This window comes from Mesorhizobium sp. M2E.F.Ca.ET.219.01.1.1, assembly GCF_004016445.2.
Taxonomy (GTDB): domain Bacteria; phylum Pseudomonadota; class Alphaproteobacteria; order Rhizobiales; family Rhizobiaceae; genus Mesorhizobium.
In genome coordinates, this window is the sequence record NZ_SADT02000001.1 from 1,187,750 (window position 1) to 1,205,683 (window position 17,934).

A 17,934-nucleotide genomic window follows, 5' to 3' on the forward strand; every position below is an offset into this window, starting at 1 on the left:
CACTTTTCGACTTTGCTGCCGTCAAAGAGGGGTTCGCGTTTTCCCATGCGCCAGATGTCGCTCACGCCTGAGCTTGTCGCGCTCTGCCATCGCGAGGAGATCGATCCCGGTCCGAGCGGGGAGTGGACGCAGCTCAGCGACGACGATTTCGGCGCGCTCGCCACGCGTCTTGCCGGCGAAGCCGACGAGGGACCGCTTTGGGTGTTCGCCTATGGCTCGCTGATCTGGAAGCCGGCCTTCGAGTCCGTCGAGCAGCAGCGCGCCTCGGCGCATGGCTGGCATCGCTCCTTCTGTCTCGACATGGTCCGCTGGCGAGGCAGCGCCGCGCAGCCGGGGCTGATGATGGCTCTGGAACGCGGCGGGCGTTGCGACGGCGTCATCTACCGCCTGCCGGACGGCGAAAAGCCGGCCCAGATCGAGAGGCTGTTGCGACGCGAGATCGACGACCATGAGAGCGTCGCTTCCGTCAGATGGGTTCCGGTGCGGACGGCGCAAGGTCGGGTGCGGGCGCTGGGCTTCTGGGTCGGCGTGACCGGCAGGGGGACGTCGCTCGGGCAGCCGCTGGAAAGGGTAGCGCAAATACTGGCGCGCGCGTGCGGCCATGTCGGCTCTGGCGCCGAATACCTCTACAACACCGTCAGCCATCTCGAGACCTTCGGCATCCATGACCGCAATCTGTGGCGGCTGCAGGAACTGGTGGCGGACGAGATACGGTCGATCCACGGCCACAGGGTCAAAAGCCACGACACCGCAGAGGTTACCGAAGTAGCCATAACATGACTTCATTTGTCATGTTTTTACTCAACCATTTCAGCGGCTTGGCCGAAAATTGACCAATTGATAAAAAAATAAAACGTGCTAGCCTTCCCCAAAACGACAACAAGGGGAACTGGAATGGCGACTGGTCATTTCATCGAAGGCATTGCCGGCGGCCGGCTGTCTTCCGAGCAATACGCCGAGAATTTTTCCGACCTGCATCCGCCGCTCGACCACCACGAGGCGCTGGTCGAATCCGATCGCTGCTATTTCTGCTACGACGCGCCGTGCATGAATGCGTGCCCGACCTCGATCGACATCCCGCTGTTCATCCGCCAGATCGCCACCGGCAATCCGCTGGGCTCGGCCAAGACCATCTTCGACCAGAACATCCTCGGCGGCATGTGCGCCCGCGTTTGCCCGACCGAGACGCTGTGCGAAGAGGTCTGCGTGCGCGAGGTGGCCGAAGGCAAGCCGGTGCAGATCGGCCGGCTGCAGCGCTATGCCACCGATGTGGCGATGAGCGAGGGCAAGCAGTTCTACAAGCGCACCGAAGCGACGGGCAAGAGCATTGCCGTGGTCGGCGCCGGGCCGGCCGGGCTGGCGGCGGCGCATCGCCTTGCCCGTCACGGCCATGAGGTGACGATCCTGGAGGCGCGGCCGAAGGCCGGCGGCCTCAACGAATATGGCATCGCCGCCTATAAGAGCGTCGACGATTTCGCCCAGGCCGAGGTCGACTACGTCACCGCGATCGGCGGCATCGATATCCAGAACGGCAAGGCGCTCGGCCGAGACTTCCAGCTGGCCGACCTGATGCGCAACTATGATGCGGTGTTCCTCGGCATGGGGCTCGGCGGTGTCAATGCGCTGCGCGCCGAGAGCGAAGACGCCGACGGTGTCGCCAATGCGGTCGAGTTCATCGCCGAACTGCGCCAGGCAAGCGATCTCTCCAGCCTGCCCGTCGGCCGGCGCGTCGTCGTCATCGGCGGCGGCATGACGGCGGTCGATGCCGCGGTGCAGTCGAAGCTGCTCGGCGCTGAAGAGGTGACGATCTGCTATCGCCGTGGCCAGGAGCATATGAACGCTTCCGGCTTCGAGCAGGATCTGGCCGCCGCCAACGGCGTCACCATCCGCCACTGGCTGCAGCCGAAGCGCGTCATTGCCGAGAACGGCAAGGTGTCGGCGATCGAGCTCGAATACACCGCCATGAGCGGAGACAAGCTCGCCGGCACCGGCGAACGGCTCACGCTCGTTGCCGACCAGGTGTTCAAGGCGATCGGCCAGAGTTTTGTGCCGGCGCATCTCAACGGCAGCAGCGAAGCGATCGAGCTCGAAGGCGGCCGCATCAAGGTCGATGCGGAAGGCCGCACCTCGCTGGCCAAAGTCTGGGCCGGCGGCGACTGCATCTTCGGCGGCGACGACCTCACCGTCTCGGCGGTGGCGCAAGGGCGCGACGCGGCCGAGAGCATCCACCGGGCACTGACCTCTAACGGGAGGGCATGAGCATGGCAGACATCCGCAACAATTTCATCGGCATCAAGTCGCCAAACCCGTTCTGGCTGGCCTCGGCGCCGCCGACCGACAAGGCCTACAATGTCGAGCGCGCCTTCAAGGCGGGCTGGGGCGGCGTGGTTTGGAAGACGCTGGGCGAAGAGGGCCCGCCGGTCGTCAACGTCAACGGCCCGCGTTACGGCGCGATCTGGGGCGCTGACCGACGGCTGCTGGGCTTGAACAACATCGAGCTGATCACCGACCGCGACCTGCAGACCAATCTGCGCGAGATGAAGCAGGTCAAGATGAACTGGCCCGACCGGGCGCTGATCGCCTCGATCATGGTGCCTTGCGTGGAGGAAAGCTGGAAGGCGATCCTGCCCTTGGTCGAGGAGACCGGCGCCGACGGCATCGAGCTCAATTTCGGCTGCCCGCACGGCATGAGCGAGCGCGGCATGGGCTCGGCGGTCGGCCAGGTGCCGGAATATATCGAAATGGTGGTGCGCTGGTGCAAGCAGTACACGCGCATGCCCGTCATCACCAAGCTGACGCCCAACATCACCGACATCCGCAAGCCCGCGCGGGCCGCGCATGCCGGCGGCACCGACGCGGTGTCGCTGATCAACACCATCAACTCGATCACCGGCGTCGATCTAGACAGTTTCGCGCCGCAGCCGACCATTGACGGCAAGGGCTCGCATGGCGGCTATTGCGGTCCGGCGGTGAAGCCGATCGCCATGAACATGGTGGCCGAGATCGCGCGCGATCCCGAAACCCACGGCCTGCCGATCTCCGGCATCGGCGGCGTCACCACCTGGCGCGACGCTGCCGAATTCATGGCGCTCGGCGCCGGCAATGTGCAGGTCTGCACGGCGGCGATGACCTATGGCTTCAAGATCGTGCAGGAGATGATCGCCGGCCTGGAAAACTGGATGGACGAGAAGGGCCACGCCTCGCTGTCCGACATCATCGGCCGCGCCACGCCCAACGTCACCGACTGGCAGTATCTCAACCTCAACTATGTCGCCAAGGCGCATATCGACCAGGACGCCTGCATCAAATGCGGCCGCTGCCACATCGCCTGCGAGGATACTTCGCACCAGGCGATCACCAGCATGGTCAATGGGACCCGGCATTTCGAGGTGATCGAAGCCGAATGCGTCGGCTGCAATCTCTGCGTCAATGTCTGCCCGGTGGAGGGGTGCATCACCATGGAGCCGCTGGCGGCCGGCGCGATGGACGAGCGCACCGGCAAGCCAGTGTCGCCGATCTACGCCAACTGGACGACGCACCCCAACAATCCGATGGCCAAGGTGGCGGCGGAGTAGGGGAGCCTTCGCAGAATTTAGGTTCCTCGCCCACGAGAGTGGGGAGAGGTGGCCTGGCGAAGCCAGGCCGGAGAGGGGCCTTGGCGGCGGCTGGAAACGGCCGGAGGTCCTGACCTGCCTTTTGCCTTCCTCGCGCCTCGGCGTTGACCGGCTTTGACCTAGCGGAGGGCGTCCCCCTCTCCGTCCCGGCTTCGCCGGGCCACCTCTCCCCCGCTTCGCGGGGTGCGAGGAACCCAAGTTCTGCGAAGGCGCCGTTCTCTCAAATTACCGTTGTGACTTAGCGCTGGAATTTCATTTTCCTATTGCAGATAAAAAATATCCACGATAAGAGATATCCAAGAATAGGAGATCGGCACCATGAAACTGGGCGATGGCGTTGAGGCGGCCATCCACTGTGCGGCGACGCTGGCCAGCCTCGATGGCAACAGCACCATGCCCGGCGCGGCGCTGGCCGAGTGTTTCGGGCTGTCGCCGAGCTATCTGTCGAAGCATCTCAATCAGCTCACGGTGGCGCGGATTCTTGAATCGGTGCCGGGACCGGCGGGCGGCTACCGGCTGGCGCGGGCGGCGGAACAGATTACGCTGCTGGATATCGTGCTGGCGGTCGAGGGGCGGGAGCCTGCTTTTCGGTGCGGCGAAATTCGGCAGCGCGGCCCGGTCAAGATCGACGCCTCGGCTTATGTGAAGCCCTGCGGCATCAATGCCGCGATGCTCAAGGCGGAACGCGCCTATCGGGCGGCGCTTGCCGAAGTGAAGCTGTCCGACGTCGTGGCCGAATACGCCGCCGAAGGCGATCCGCGGTCCTATGCCGCGAGCTGCGCTTTCGTCGAGCGCCACCAGCGGCCGCAGAAATCCGGTTCACCCAAACAGACTTAACCCGCCAGACAATGTGGAAAGGCAAAGACGATGAAACAGAGACTTCAATTTTATGCCAAGGCGCCGGCTCTCATGAAGGCAGTGACCGAGCTCAACACGGCTGTCGAGGAGAGCGGGCCGGAGGCCAGCCTGATCCATCTGGTCAAGCTCAGGGCTTCGCAGATCAATGGCTGCTCCTACTGCGTCGACATGCACAGCCGTGAGGCCAGGCGCGACGGCGAGACCGAGCAGCGCCTCTATCTGGTCGCCGCCTGGAAGGAATCGCCGCTGTTTTCCGAGCGCGAGCGGGCGGCGTTCGCCTGGACCGAGGCGGTGACCAACATTTCCGACAACGGCGTTCCGGACGATCTCTACGCCGCCACGCTGGAGCATTTTTCCGAGGAGGAACTTGTGAAGCTGACCGTGCTGGTTGGCATGATCAATATGTGGAATCGCCTCGCCATACCCTTCCGCTCCGTCCATCCGGTCGAGAAGGCGAAGGCCGCCTGAGCGAACGGGGCGGCGCGAGGGCGTTTCAGTTGTCGGCGAGCTATTTTCTGATGTTGGCGCTGCCCCTCATTGCCCTGCCGGGCATTTCTCCCCGTTCACGGGGAGAAGGGCTGGTCGCGGCGTCCGCACCCTTCTGCAAGCTTGGAGATTGGCGAAATCGCTGACGCGAACCCCTTCTCCCCGTTTACGGGGAGAAGATGACGGCAGCCAGATGAGGGGCAGCGCTGACGTCGGGTTTTCGCCCACTACCACTCACGCCGCGAACCTTAGACCGCCGTCGCAGGTCAGCACCTGGCCGGTCATGAAGCCGTTGGAGACCAGGAAGGCGATCGCCTCGGCGACATCCTCGGCGCGGCCGATCCGGCCGACCGGTGTCTTGCCGGCATATTCGGCAAACACCGCCCGCCGCTGCTCGTCCGGCAAAAAGTCCCACCAGGGCGTGTCGATGACGCCGGGCGCCACGACGTTGACGCGCAGCGGTTTCAGCTCGACCGCCAGGATCGGCGCGACGGTCAAGAGCATGCCGTTGATGGCGCCGATGCCGGCGACGCCGGGCGCCGCGATCTGCGCCGAAACGGCCGAGATGAAGGTGACCGATCCGGCTTTGTTCAAGGTCGGCAAAGCCGCCTGCAGGCAGGACAGTTGCGGCCGGATCTTTTCGTCGACGCCGCTCGCGATATCGGCGAGGTCGAGCGTCGCGAACGGTCCCAGCCCCTTGCCGCCGCTCGCGGCCAGAACCAGATGATCGAACGGCCCGAGACGCTCGAAGAACTGCCGGACTTCATCCGGCTTGGTGGCGTCGAATGCCGCTTTGCCGACGGTGCCGTCGAGGCTCTTCCAGGCGCTTTTCAGCTTCTCCTCGTTGCGGCCGGTGATCGTGACTTTCATGCCGGGGCCGACAAGCCGCCTGGCCGTGGCGAGGCCGATGCCGGACGAGCCGCCGATGATGACGCAATGTTGGATGGTCTCGCTCATGAGTGCTGTTCCCTGGATGTTGGTGATGGGTGACCGATCAGTTCGAGGCTCAGCGCCCGCAATCGGCGGCGGGCTTTTTCGTCATAGGCCTGGGCGTCGGCGCGCGATTCCCGCTGGCCGTCGAAATAGCGGCCGCTGCGCCCTTCGAGTGCCGGCGATGTCGCGAGGTTGAGGATGGCGTCGGCGCCGGTCTCGACCGAGCTCCATGGCGTGACGCCCGCCTGCCGGACCATCGTGGTGTCCATGTAGCTTGCCGGATGCAGCGCGTTGACGGTGACGCCGGTGCCGTCGAGCTGTTCCGCCAGATCGACGGTGAACAGGATCTGCGCCAGCTTGCTCTGGCAGTAGGCGCGCACGCCGCTATAGCCATGCGTCAGCATGACGTCGTCGAAATCGATTGCCTGCTGGCCGGCCGACGCGACATTGACGATGCGCGCCGGCGCGCTTGCCTTGAGCAAAGGCAAAAGCTCCGACGTCAGCAGGAAGCCGGCGAGATAGTTGACGGCGAAGCGCAGCTCGTAGCCGTCGGCGCTGACCTGCCGTTTGGCGCTTTGCCCGCCGGTGCCGACGCCGGCATTATTGATCAGGATGTCGAGCCGGTCGGTTCTTGCGCGCACGGCTTCGGCGAGGCTGCGCACTTCGGACAGCGAAGCGAGATCGGCTGCGAGGAATTCCGCCTTGCCGCCCTTGGCCTCGATGGCGGCAACGACTTCCTTGCCGCGAGTTTCGTCGCGGCCATGCACCAGCACGCGGGCGCCGGCGGCGCCGAGCCTTTCGGCGACCACCCGGCCGACGCCGTCGGTCGAGCCGGTGACGAGAATGGTTTTGTCCTTGAGTTCCATGTCCAGACCCTCCTTGCGCTGCTCTGAACGCAAAGATGGGACACGGCGCGCGTCTCAAACAGTTCAAACTTTATCCTGGTATCAATACTGCTATAATAGACGCATGGATGCCATCGCTCATTCCCCCGAAGATCACCGCCGGCGCGAGCTCGGCGCGTTCCTGCGTTCCCGCCGCGAAAGGCTTTCGCCTGATGCCGCCGGCATCGCTTGCGGCGCACGGCGGCGCACGCCGGGCTTAAGGCGCGAGGAAGTGGCGATGATCGCCGGCGTCGGCACGACCTGGTACACCTGGCTGGAGCAGGGCAGGGACGTGCGGCCCTCGGTCGAGGTGCTGTCGGCGCTCTGCCAGGCGTTGCGGCTCGACGCCGCCGAGCAGCGGCATCTGTTCACGCTGGCCGGCCGCCAGCAGCCGGAGCGGCGGCGCATCGTTGCCGGAAAGGTCGAGGGGCCCTTGCTGCACATGTTGCAAAGCCTGGTCCTGCAGCCCGCCTATGTCGTCGGCCCGCGGTGGGATGTGCTGGCCTGGAACGACGCGGCCGTCGCCGTCTTCGGCGATTACGGCCGGCTGGAGGGCGATGCCCGCAACATCATCCACGGCGTGTTCACCGATCCGCATCGGCGGCATCTGCTGGTCGACTGGGAACAAGTAGCCCGCGCAACGCTCGCTGCGTTCCGCGCCGAGAGCGCGAAATACACGGGCGATCCGGATTTCGAGCGGCTGATCGCGCTGATGATGCGCTCAAGCCCGGAGTTTCGCGAATGGTGGCCGCAGCGCGATGTGGTGCATCGTCTGTCTGGCATGAAGCGTCTGCGCCATCCGCTCGCCGGCGCGATGACGTTCGAGCATATGAGCCTGTCGATTGACGACGGTTCGGATATGCGATTGATCGTCTACACGCCACTGGCAGAGCAGAACTCGGTCGCCAAGCTGAAGAAACTGCTCGACGAGCTTCCAACCGAGCGGCGCAGCGCCTGAGATAGGCAGGGTGGCGGCAGCCCCTCCGCCCGTGGATGACGAAGCTGAGGGGTTTCGGCCAATCGCCAGCGTCAGCACAGCCAAGCGGTTGGTAGGTCAGCGTCATCCGCTTTACCCTTTTGACGCTTCGCTAACCCTTCGGCTTCAGCCCATCCAGGAACAACTGCTCGAGGAACCTTGCCGCGTCCTCGAAGCGGCCGTCGCCGCCGCGATCGGCGCCGAGCACGGCGCGGACCTGGACGTCGAAATCGGCATAGTGCTGCGTCGTCGCCCAGATCGAGAAGATCAGGTGCCAGGGATCGGTGCGGGCGATTTTTCCCGCGCGCATCCAGCCCTTGATGACGGCGGCTTTCTCGTCGACCAGCGTCTTCAGCTCGCCCTCCAGCATCGGCTTGATGCGTGGCGCGCCCTGCAGGATCTCATTGGCGAAGAGGCGGCTTTCGCGCGGGAAGTCGCGCGCCATCTGCAGCTTCCTGCGGATATAGCTTCTGAGCTCCGTCAGCGGGTCGCCGATGTCGTCCAGCTCGCGCAGCGGCGCCAGCCAGGTGTCGAGCAGGCGCTGCATCAATGTCTCGTGGATGTCTTCCTTGCGGCGGAAATAATAGAGAAGGTTGGGCTTCGACATGCCGGCGGCTTCGGCGATCTGGTCGATGGTCGAGCCGCGAAAGCCGTTTGCAGAGAAGACTTCGAGCGCGGCTTCGAGAATCAGCTCGCGCTTTTCTTGTTGGATGCGGGTGCGGCGGGGAGCGGAGCCTTCCATCGTGTCCGTCATCCTTGCAGGCCGCCGCGGTGACTATCTGGACCAATTGTCTGGACCAGTTTTTCCTTGGGCTGTGGAGCGCGCTTTTTATGCCGCATTTCCGCTAGTAATCCCCTGACCGCCGACAGGCGGCGCTAACGTTTGTCCAACCGGTCAAAAATTTGCGTAGCACGAAAACGCAGCAAAGACCAAGCGTTGGCCGCACCGAAACAGGTTACAAGGGGAAGTCTTGGCTATGTCCAACCGGCTGAAAGTCACGCCGAACGATCTCAGCGCATTCTGGATGCCGTTCACGGCAAACCGTCAGTTCAAGCAGGCGCCGCGCATGTTCGTGTCCGCCAAGGACATGCATTACACCACCAGCGACGGCCGCAAGGTGCTCGACGGCACCGCTGGCCTCTGGTGCGTCAACGCCGGTCACTGCCGGCCGAAGATCACCGAGGCGATCCAGCACCAGGCTGCCGAGCTCGACTATGCGCCGGCCTTCCAGATGGGCCATCCCATTGTCTTCGAGCTGGCGAACCGGCTGGTCGACATCGCGCCGAAGGGCATGGACCATGTCTTCTTCACCAATTCCGGTTCGGAATCGGTCGAGACCGCGCTGAAGATGGCGATCGCCTATCACCGCGCCAGGGGCGAGGGCTCGCGCACCCGGCTGATCGGCCGCGAGCGCGGCTACCATGGTGTCAATTTCGGCGGCATCTCGGTCGGCGGCATCGTCACCAACCGCAAGATGTTCGGCACGCTGCTCGGCGGCGTCGACCACCTGCCGCACACGCATCTGCCGGAGAAGAACTCATTCTCGAAGGGCGTGCCGGAACATGGCGCGGAACTCGCCAATGAGCTCGAGCGTCTCGTCACGCTGCATGACGCCTCGACCATCGCGGCCGTCATCGTCGAGCCGGTCGCTGGCTCCACCGGCGTCATCCTGCCGCCGAAGGGCTATCTGCAAAAACTTCGGGAAATCTGCACGAAGCACGGCATACTGTTGATTTTCGATGAAGTGATCACCGGCTTCGGCCGCCTCGGCGCGCCTTTCGCGGCGGACTATTTCGGCGTCACGCCGGATATCATGACCACTGCCAAGGGTGTTTCCAACGGCGTCATTCCGATGGGCGCGGTGTTCGTCAAGAAGGAGATCCACGACGCCTTCATGACCGGCCCCGAGCACATGATCGAGTTCTTCCACGGCTATACCTATTCGGGCAATCCGATCGCCTGCGCCGCCGCGCTCGGCACTTTGGACACCTACAAGGAAGAGGGCCTTTTGACGCGCGGCGAAGAGCTGGCGCCGTACTGGGAAGACGCGCTGCATTCGCTCAAGGGCGAGCCGCATGTCATCGACATCCGCAACATCGGCCTGATCGGCGCGATCGAGCTGGCGCCGATCGCCGGCAGCCCGACCAAGCGGGCGTTCTCGGCCTTCGTCAAGGCCTTCGAGCGCGGCGCGCTGATCCGCACCACCGGCGACATCATTGCGCTGTCGCCGCCGCTGATCATCACCAAGGGCCAGATCAACGAACTGATCGACCATGTGCGCGATGTTCTGAGGTCGATTGACTGATAAGCCGGTGCGGACATCCTCTCCGCCGAGGGGAGGGTGTCCGTGAAGCGGCTGGGCGAGGTCGGCCAAGAAGCGCCGACCTCGATAGGGGTGCGGTTCAGGCAGGCTGCGCGCCGATGCCGGTCAGGATCACCCGCTTGATGTTCTCCTTGGCTTCCCGCCATTGCCGGTCCGAGAGCGACTTGCCGCCGTTCAGCGTCTCGATCTGGTGGCCGAAATCGGCGTAGTGCTGGGTCGTGGCCCAGAGCATGTAGAGCAGATGTCGCGGGTCGACCGGGTCCATCTTACCCTCGTCGATCCAGCGCCTGATGATCTCGACGCGACCGTCGGTCCATTCGCGAAGCGTCGATTCCATATAGTCCTGAAGCACCGGCGCGCCGTGCATCACCTCCGAGGCCCAGACCTTCGAGCCATCGGGGTGGCGGCGTGATATTTCCATCTTGGCGTCGATATAGGCGCTGATGCCGTCTATCGGCCCGCGCGCCGCGTCGAAGCAATTGGCCGCCTGCAGCCAGATTTCGAAAATGTTCTGGACGACGGACCGGTAGAGTTCTTCCTTGGTGGCGAAATAGTAGTGGAGATTTGCCTTGGGCAGCCCCGCCAGATCGGCAATCAGCTGCATCGTGGCGCCGCCGAACCCGGCTTCCGCGAAAACCTTTTCGGCGGCGAGCAGAATGGCCTTTTCATTCTCCCGCCTTATGTCCTGGCGCCGCATCGGACGGGTGGATTCGGTCATGTCTCCCCCAAGATTCTCGTTGACCGCTTGGTCAGCTTGTGTAGTCTGAAAGCTGACCATACGGTCAGGATGCAAACCACTCAAGGGGCGACAAGACCCCTGGTGAAAATGGGAACCGCAAATGGCCGCACCCGGCGAAAATCTGCGAATCAATTCAGACCGTTTGTGGGACTCCCTGATGGAGATGGCGAAGATCGGCCCCGGCATCGCCGGCGGCAACAATCGCCAGACGCTCACCGATTCCGACAAAGAGGGCCGCGCGCTTTTCAAGTCCTGGTGCGATGCGGCCGGGCTCTCGATGGGTGTCGACCAGATGGGCACCATGTTCATGACGCGCGCCGGCACCGATCCGGACGCGCTGCCGGTCTATGTCGGTTCCCACCTCGATACCCAGCCGACCGGCGGCAAATATGACGGCGTGCTCGGCGTGCTCTCGGGTCTCGAGGTCGTGCGTTCGCTCAACGATCTCGGCATCAAGACGAAGCACCCGATCGTTGTCACCAACTGGACGAATGAGGAGGGCGCGCGTTTCGCCCCGGCCATGCTTGCCTCCGGTGTGTTCGCCGGGGTGCATACACAGGACTACGCCTATGCCCGCAAGGATCTGGACGGCCTGACCTTCGGCGACGAGCTGAAACGGATCGGCTGGGTCGGCGACGAGAAGGTCGGGGCGCGCAAGATGCATGCCTATTTCGAGTACCACATCGAGCAGGGACCGATCCTGGAGGCGCAGAACAAGCAGATCGGCGTGGTGACGCATTGCCAGGGCCTGTGGTGGCTGGAATTCACGCTGACCGGCAAGGAGGCGCATACGGGCTCGACGCCGATGAACATGCGCGTCAATGCAGGCCTTGCCATGGCCCGTATCCTGGAGATGGTGCAGACGGTCGCCATGGAGAACCAGCCGGGCGCCGTCGGCGGCGTCGGACAGGTCAAGTTTACACCCAATTCGCGCAACGTTTTGCCGGGCACCGTCGTCTTCACCGTCGACATCCGCTCGCCGGACCAGGCGAAGCTCGACGGCATGCGCGCCCGCATCGAGAAGGAAGCCCCGAAGATCTGCGAGGCGCTCGGCGTCAAGTGCTCGGTGGAGGCGGTCGGCCATTTCGATCCGATAACCTTCGACCCGACGCTGGTCGGCCGCGTGCGCACCGCCGCCGAAAAGCTGGGCTACAGCCACATGAACATCATTTCGGGCGCCGGCCACGATGCCTGCTGGGCGGCCAAGGTCGCGCCCGCGACCATGGTCATGTGCCCCTGCGTGGGCGGTCTCAGCCACAATGAGGCCGAGGAAATCTCCAAGGAATGGGCCGCGGCGGGCGCCGACGTTCTGTTCCACGCGGTGGTCGAAACGGCGGGAATCGTCGAATGACCGACTAGACAAATCACCTCGCAACGCCGCTCGCAAAGAAGCGCGAAAGAACAGGGGAACAGATATGACCAAAGTTATCCGGAACGGCACCGTCGTCACCGCCGACCGCACGTGGAAGGCCGACGTGCTGATGCAGCACGGCAAGATCGTCGCCATCGGTTCCAACCTGCATGGCGACCATGAGTTCGACGCCACGGGTTGCTATGTCATGCCGGGCGGCATCGATCCGCACACTCACCTCGAAATGCCCTTCATGGGTACCTATTCGGCCGACGATTTCGAATCCGGCACGCGCGCCGCACTCTCCGGCGGCACCACGATGGTGGTCGATTTCTGCCTGCCGGCGCCGCAGCAGTCGCTGCTCGAGGCGCTGCAGATGTGGGACAACAAGACTTCGAAGGCGTCGTGCGACTATTCCTTCCACATGGCGATCACCTGGTGGAGCAAGCAGGTGTTCGACGAGATGGCGACGGTGGTCGACCGCGGCATCACCTCGTTCAAGCACTTCATGGCCTACAAGGGCGCGCTGATGGTCGACGACGACGAGATGTATGCGTCGTTCCAGCGCTGCGCCGATCTCGGCGCGCTGCCGCTGGTGCATGCTGAGAATGGCGACGTAGTCGCGGCACTGTCGCAAAAGCTTTTAGCCGCCGGCAACAACGGCCCCGAGGGGCACGCCTATTCGCGTCCGCCGGAAGTGGAAGGCGAGGCGACAAACCGCGCCATCATGATCGCCGACATGGCCGGCGTGCCGCTCTATGTCGTGCATGTCTCCTGCGAGCAGAGCCACGAGGCTATCCGCCGCGCCCGGCAGAAGGGCATGCGGGTGTTCGGCGAGCCGCTGATCCAGCATCTGACGCTCGACGAAACCGAATATTTCAACAAGGACTGGGACCATGCGGCGCGCCGCGTGATGAGCCCGCCCTTCCGCAGCAAGTGGCACCAGGATTCGCTCTGGGCCGGCCTGCAGGCTGGTTCGCTGCAGGTGGTGGCGACCGACCACTGCTCTTTCACCACCAAACAGAAGCGCAACGGTGTCGGCGACTTCACCAAGATCCCGAACGGCACGGGCGGGCTCGAGGACCGCTTGCCGGTGCTGTGGACAACCGGCGTCAACACCGGCCGCCTGACGATGAACGAGTTCGTCGCGGTGACCTCGACCAACATCGCAAAAATCCTCAACATGTATCCGAAGAAGGGCGCGATCGTCGAAGGCGCGGATGCCGACATCATCGTGTGGGACCCGAAGCGCAAGAAGACGATCTCGGCCAAGAAGCAGCAGTCGGTGATCGACTACAACGTCTTCGAAGGTTTCGAGGTGACCGGCCTGCCGCGCTTCGTCTTCTCGCGTGGCGAGCTCTCGATCGAGGAAGCGGACGTCAAGGCCAAGGCCGGCCATGGAGAGTTCGTCGCGCGTGAGCCGAACGCGGCGGTCAACCGGGCGCTGTCGACCTGGAAGGAGATTTCCGCGCCGCGCAAGGTGGAGCGCACAGGCATTCCGGCGACGGGGGTTTGAGATGGGGCGCGGGGGACTATTTTTGGGCGCGGCCTTTGTGCTTGCGGCCGGCCATGCATGGGCCGCCGGCATCGATCTCTCAAAACCTTATGGCGATAAATATGGCTGCATCAACCGGAACGGCCAGGAGGTCGCCGCCGACAAGATGCTGCTTTTGACCGACAAGGAACTGATCACGGCGGCCAGCGCCTGCACCTTCAGCGACAAGCAGCCCCAGGCCGACGGCTCGCTGGTGGTAACGGCGAAATGCGAGGCGGAAGGCGAAGAAGGACAGGCGCCGACCAAATTCACCATCAAGCGCAGCGCAAAGAATGCCAAGAAGCTGGTGGTGGCCGACGAGGACGGCCATGTGATGGGCGAAGTCGCGCGATGCAAATGACGGCGATCCCGTCAGGGTCAATCAACCAGGCCATCCAGTTCCGGCAGCAGGACGACGCTTTCCTGTTCGTTGGGATCGGTGCGGGCGATGACCGCCGAGGACGGAGCCCCGCTCAGATTGGCCGGCAGATGCGGCACGCCGGCCGGGATGTAGAAGAGGTCGCCGGCCTTGACGACGATGTGGTGCTCGAGCCGGTCGCCATACCAGGTGTGGACTTCGCCGGACAGCACGTAGATGGCCGTCTCGTGGCTTTCATGCATATGCGCCTTGGCGCGGGCGCCGGGCGGCATGGTGAGAAGATGCATGCAGATGCCGGAGGAGCCGACGGTCTCGGCGGCGATGCCGGCGAAATAGCTCAGCCCCTGCTTGCCCTGATAGGTGCTTTCGGGGCGAACGAGATGACAGGTGGGTTTAGGCGACATCGGCAAAGCTCCGGGCGGCGTCGATCGGGTGGGACAAGACGAGTGGAAAGCAACGCTATCATAAAATCAACCGGATTGCGGACGGCGCGGCAGCGGCTGCGAAAGGCAGGCTGCAGCCAATGAGCGAACAGACGCCAGCCGTCGTTTCGGCAAGCAAGCTCGGCCTCACTTTCCAAACCAATGACGGTCCGGTGCAGGCGCTCTCCAATGTCGACCTCATCATCGGCAAGGGAGAGTTCGTCTCCTTCATCGGCCCGTCCGGCTGCGGCAAGACGACCTTGCTGCGCGTCATCGCCGATCTGGAAAGGGCGACATCCGGAACGATCTCCGTCAACGGCATGACGCCCGAGCAGGCGCGCGAGAAGCGCGCCTACGGCTATGTCTTCCAGGCCGCGGCTCTGTTCCCGTGGCGCACCATCGAGCGCAATGTGGCATTGCCGCTGGAGATCATCGGGCTCAGCCAGGCCGAGCAGGCGGAGCGCATCAAGCGCACGCTGGCGCTGGTCAACCTCTCGGGCTTCGAGAAGAAATATCCCTGGCAGCTTTCCGGCGGCATGCAGCAGCGCGCCTCGATCGCACGCGCGCTCGCCTTCGATGCCGACCTGCTGCTTATGGACGAGCCGTTCGGCGCGCTGGACGAGATCGTGCGCGACCATCTGAACGAGCAACTCCTCGACCTCTGGGCGCGGACCAACAAGACGATCTGCTTCGTCACCCATTCGATTCCCGAGGCGGTGTATCTGTCGACCCGCATCGTGGTGATGTCGCCGCGGCCGGGCCGCGTCACCGACATCATCGAATCGACGCTGCCGAAGGAGCGGCCGCTCGACATCCGCGAGACGCCGGAGTTTTTGGCGATCGCTGCGCGCGTGCGGGACGGCTTAAGGGCTGGGCACAGCTATGATGATTGAGGCGGATGAGGATATGCGCCCTCCTCTCCCCACCGGGGAGAGGGTGGCCGGAGCGAAGCGGAGGCCGGGTGAGGGGACGTCCCCCCGCGCCTTCGTCATCTTAGGGCGGAGCAGAGGCGCCAACGCGCGCGTGAAGGGAGCCGGCGACCGCGATTTCGTCATCCTAGGGCGGAGCGACGCGAAGCGGAGCGCAGATCCTAGGATCCATGCCGTGACGCTGGTCGAAGGGCGTAAGCGGTCGAGAATATCCGCCCGGGGCTCGGCACAAAAAGCCCTGTTCTGCACCGCTGCGGAGCGGAGAAGTAACGGCATGGATCCTAGGGTCTGCGCTGCGTCGCTACGCTCCTTGCTCCGCCCTAGGATGACGAGATCACGGTGGGCGGCTCCAGTCGCGCAGGCTGCTACGCTCCTGCTTCGCCCTAGGATGACGAAGGCGCACGGCCCGCGAGGGCAACGCCATGGATAGCTTCCGTTCCAAAATCATCCCCGTCACCACCATCCTCGCTGGCGTGGTCGTGCTTTGGTACGTCTTTGCCGTGATCCTCAACGCGCCGTTCCAGCGCGATCTCGATCAACGAGGCAATGAGACGCCCAGCACGGTCGAGTTCATTGGCAAGACGCTGTCGCAGCCGAAGCCGACCATGCCGGCGCCGCACCAGGTGGCGGTGAATTTCTTCGAAAACACCTTCCTGCGGTCCGTCACTTCGAACCGCAGCCTCGTCTACAACGCCTGGGTGACGCTGTCCTCGACGCTGCTCGGCTTCGCTTTCGGCACCGCACTCGGCATCGTCATCGCGGTCGGCATCGTACATGTGGCGACGCTCGACCGCAGCCTGATGCCGTGGATCATTGCTTCGCAAACGATTCCGATCCTGGCGGTGGCGCCGATGATCATCGTGGTGCTGGCGGCGATCGGCATCACCGGCCTGATCCCGAAGGCTCTGATCTCAACCTATCTCTCGTTCTTCCCCGTTGCCGTCGGCATGGTGAAAGGCCTGCGCTCGCCCGAGCTCATGCATCTCGACCTGATGCATACCTACAGTGCCAGCGCCTCGCAGACCTTCTGGAAGCTCAGGGTGCCGGCCTCGGTGCCGTTCCTGTTCACCTCGATGAAGGTGGCTGTGGCGGCGAGCCTGGTCGGCGCCATCGTCGGCGAGCTGCCGACGGGCGCGGTCGCGGGCATCGGCGCCAAGCTGCTCGCCGGCGCCTATTACAGCCAGACCATCGATATCTGGTCGGCGCTGGTTGCGGGCTCCATCGTCGCGGCGCTGCTGGTGATGGTGGTCGGTATTGCCGGCCGCCTCGTCGATCGCGCCATGGGCGGGAGGCCGGCATGACCTGGTTGAAACCCTCTTGGCAGGCGGTGCTGGCGATTGCGCTGTGCATGATTGCCGTTGTCTTTAAGGACCCGAATGCCGGTTTCAATTACTGGCAAAGCTGGGGGCCGATGATCGGCTTAGCCGTGTTGGCCAGCTTGATCTCGATGATCAGGTTGGCGCCGGTCGTGGAAGCCCTAATACTCCTTATCGGTGCACATCTCGTCGCCTGGATGTTGATCCGCGGGATTGGCAGTTTCGAAGGCGAAGTGTTGATTCCATACCTCGTGGCGTTGATTGCTGCCTGGGTCCTTGGGATCAACCTTGCGATGCTGGCGCCATATTTTTTGCTGCTGACAAGCGCGTGGCTGCTTGCCTGGCGCGGTGTGGCAGTACTGTCCTCGTTGCAGCCTACTGAGAAGTGGGCACGGATCGCATTGCGCCTGATCATCCCGGCGATCTTCGGCGCCTGGATCCTGATCATCTGGGAAGCGGTGACGCGCGGGGCCGGCATCCCGTTCATCCTCTTGCCGCCGCCCAGCGCCATCGGCGCGCGCATCGCCAACTCGCTGCCGATCCTGGGCTCGGATGTGCGGCAGACGATCTTCAAAGCGGTGCTGATCGGTTATGTCGCCGGCAACCTCGCCGGCTTCGCCGTCGCCATCCTCGCCGATCGCGTGCCGTTCCTGCGGCGCGGGCTCTTACCGATCGGCAACATGGTCTCGGCGCTGCCGATCATCGGCGTGGCGCCCATCATGGTCATGTGGTTCGGCTTCGACTGGCCGTCCAAGGCCGCGGTGGTCATCATCATGACCTTCTTCCCGATGCTGGTGAACACCGTCGCGGGTCTCGCCGCCTCCGGCCACATGGAACGCGACCTGATGCGCACCTATGCGTCGGGCTATTGGCCGACGCTGCTCAAGCTAAGGCTGCCGGCGGCAATGCCATTCATCTTCAATGCGCTGAAGATCAACTCGACGCTGGCGCTGATCGGCGCCATCGTCGCGGAGTTCTTCGGCACGCCTGTCGTGGGTATGGGATTCCGCATCTCGACGGAAGTCGGGCGGATGAACATCGACATGGTGTGGGCCGAAATCGCAGTTGCAGCACTGGCGGGTTCGGTCTTTTATGGCGTGGTCGCTCTGATCGAAAGAGCCGTCACGTTTTGGCACCCCTCTGTCCGAGGTGGATAGGGGCGGTGGGTTTGGGTACTAACTTCAGAGGG

Annotated in this window: 18 protein-coding genes; 13 read left to right on the forward strand and 5 right to left on the reverse strand. The window is 63.9% G+C overall.

The window, feature by feature from the left end:
* Positions 1 to 45 precede the first annotated feature (45 nt).
* The 5 genes from EN862_RS05565 (at position 46) to EN862_RS05585 (ending at position 4,940) form a co-directional block, all read left to right on the forward strand.
* Entirely contained in the window at positions 46 to 780 is a 735-nt protein-coding gene (locus EN862_RS05565; protein WP_127863178.1) for a gamma-glutamylcyclotransferase, read from the forward strand.
* A gap of 114 nt (positions 781 to 894) precedes the next feature.
* Entirely contained in the window at positions 895 to 2,259 is a 1,365-nt protein-coding gene (locus EN862_RS05570; RefSeq protein WP_127863179.1) for an NAD(P)-dependent oxidoreductase, read from the forward strand.
* A 2-nt stretch (positions 2,260 to 2,261) separates the two neighbouring features.
* Positions 2,262 to 3,575 (forward strand): NAD-dependent dihydropyrimidine dehydrogenase subunit PreA, encoded by a 1,314-nt coding sequence (gene preA / locus EN862_RS05575; RefSeq protein ID WP_127863994.1) that lies wholly within the window; start codon positions 2,262 to 2,264, stop codon positions 3,573 to 3,575.
* 357 nt (positions 3,576 to 3,932) lie between these two features.
* Positions 3,933 to 4,451, forward strand: a complete 519-nt coding sequence (locus tag EN862_RS05580) for an Rrf2 family transcriptional regulator (protein ID WP_127863180.1) — start codon at positions 3,933 to 3,935, stop codon at positions 4,449 to 4,451.
* A gap of 30 nt (positions 4,452 to 4,481) precedes the next feature.
* Positions 4,482 to 4,940, forward strand: a complete 459-nt coding sequence (locus EN862_RS05585) for a carboxymuconolactone decarboxylase family protein (protein WP_127863181.1) — start codon at positions 4,482 to 4,484, stop codon at positions 4,938 to 4,940.
* A 252-nt stretch (positions 4,941 to 5,192) separates the two neighbouring features.
* Here the strand turns inward: EN862_RS05585 and EN862_RS05590 are convergent, their stop codons facing one another.
* On the reverse strand, positions 5,193 to 5,915 hold the full coding sequence (locus EN862_RS05590) for an SDR family oxidoreductase (RefSeq protein WP_127863182.1): 723 nt from the start codon (positions 5,913 to 5,915) through the stop codon (positions 5,193 to 5,195).
* Positions 5,912 to 6,757, reverse strand: a complete 846-nt coding sequence (locus EN862_RS05595; protein WP_127863183.1) for an SDR family oxidoreductase — start codon at positions 6,755 to 6,757, stop codon at positions 5,912 to 5,914. The genes EN862_RS05590 and EN862_RS05595 overlap by 4 nt, the downstream gene beginning before the upstream one ends.
* A 103-nt stretch (positions 6,758 to 6,860) precedes the next feature.
* Here EN862_RS05595 and EN862_RS05600 point away from each other — a divergent pair, with 103 nt between their 5' ends.
* Positions 6,861 to 7,733, forward strand: coding sequence for a helix-turn-helix transcriptional regulator (locus EN862_RS05600; RefSeq protein WP_127863184.1), 873 nt, complete (start codon positions 6,861 to 6,863; stop codon positions 7,731 to 7,733).
* Between the two features lie 130 nt (positions 7,734 to 7,863).
* Here the strand turns inward: EN862_RS05600 and EN862_RS05605 are convergent, their stop codons facing one another.
* On the reverse strand, positions 7,864 to 8,493 hold the full coding sequence (locus tag EN862_RS05605) for a TetR family transcriptional regulator C-terminal domain-containing protein (protein WP_127863995.1): 630 nt from the start codon (positions 8,491 to 8,493) through the stop codon (positions 7,864 to 7,866).
* A gap of 235 nt (positions 8,494 to 8,728) precedes the next feature.
* Here EN862_RS05605 and EN862_RS05610 point away from each other — a divergent pair, with 235 nt between their 5' ends.
* The gene (locus EN862_RS05610; protein ID WP_127863996.1) at positions 8,729 to 10,057 is read left to right on the forward strand and encodes an aspartate aminotransferase family protein; all 1,329 of its coding nucleotides are present in this window, start codon (positions 8,729 to 8,731) and stop codon (positions 10,055 to 10,057) included.
* 97 nt (positions 10,058 to 10,154) lie between these two features.
* On the opposite strand, the gene EN862_RS05615 is transcribed toward EN862_RS05610, so the two are convergent.
* Positions 10,155 to 10,793, reverse strand: a complete 639-nt coding sequence (locus tag EN862_RS05615) for a TetR/AcrR family transcriptional regulator (protein WP_112127153.1) — start codon at positions 10,791 to 10,793, stop codon at positions 10,155 to 10,157.
* A gap of 121 nt (positions 10,794 to 10,914) precedes the next feature.
* On the opposite strand from EN862_RS05615, the gene EN862_RS05620 reads away from it, so the two are divergent.
* From EN862_RS05620 to EN862_RS05630, 3 genes are all read left to right on the forward strand, one after another.
* Positions 10,915 to 12,165 carry a Zn-dependent hydrolase gene (locus EN862_RS05620; RefSeq protein WP_127863185.1) on the forward strand — a complete coding sequence of 417 codons (1,251 nt, stop codon included), beginning with the start codon at positions 10,915 to 10,917 and terminating at the stop codon, positions 12,163 to 12,165.
* 64 nt (positions 12,166 to 12,229) lie between these two features.
* Positions 12,230 to 13,681 carry a dihydropyrimidinase gene (gene hydA / locus EN862_RS05625; RefSeq protein WP_127863186.1) on the forward strand — a complete coding sequence of 484 codons (1,452 nt, stop codon included), beginning with the start codon at positions 12,230 to 12,232 and terminating at the stop codon, positions 13,679 to 13,681.
* Between the two features lies 1 nt (position 13,682).
* The gene (locus tag EN862_RS05630; RefSeq protein WP_127863187.1) at positions 13,683 to 14,060 is read left to right on the forward strand and encodes a hypothetical protein; all 378 of its coding nucleotides are present in this window, start codon (positions 13,683 to 13,685) and stop codon (positions 14,058 to 14,060) included.
* 17 nt (positions 14,061 to 14,077) lie between these two features.
* Here EN862_RS05630 and EN862_RS05635 read toward each other — a convergent pair whose 3' ends face one another.
* Entirely contained in the window at positions 14,078 to 14,488 is a 411-nt protein-coding gene (locus tag EN862_RS05635) for a cupin domain-containing protein (protein ID WP_189400928.1), read from the reverse strand.
* Between the two features lie 113 nt (positions 14,489 to 14,601).
* Here EN862_RS05635 and EN862_RS05640 point away from each other — a divergent pair, with 113 nt between their 5' ends.
* From EN862_RS05640 to EN862_RS05655, 3 genes are all read left to right on the forward strand, one after another.
* Positions 14,602 to 15,393 carry an ABC transporter ATP-binding protein gene (locus tag EN862_RS05640; RefSeq protein WP_127863189.1) on the forward strand — a complete coding sequence of 264 codons (792 nt, stop codon included), beginning with the start codon at positions 14,602 to 14,604 and terminating at the stop codon, positions 15,391 to 15,393.
* 458 nt (positions 15,394 to 15,851) lie between these two features.
* Positions 15,852 to 16,730: an ABC transporter permease gene (locus tag EN862_RS05650; RefSeq protein WP_127863191.1), complete on the forward strand. Its 879-nt coding sequence runs from the start codon at positions 15,852 to 15,854 to the stop codon at positions 16,728 to 16,730.
* Entirely contained in the window at positions 16,727 to 17,902 is a 1,176-nt protein-coding gene (locus EN862_RS05655) for an ABC transporter permease (RefSeq protein WP_127863192.1), read from the forward strand. The genes EN862_RS05650 and EN862_RS05655 overlap by 4 nt, the downstream gene beginning before the upstream one ends.
* The last annotated feature ends 32 nt before the right edge of the window (positions 17,903 to 17,934 follow it).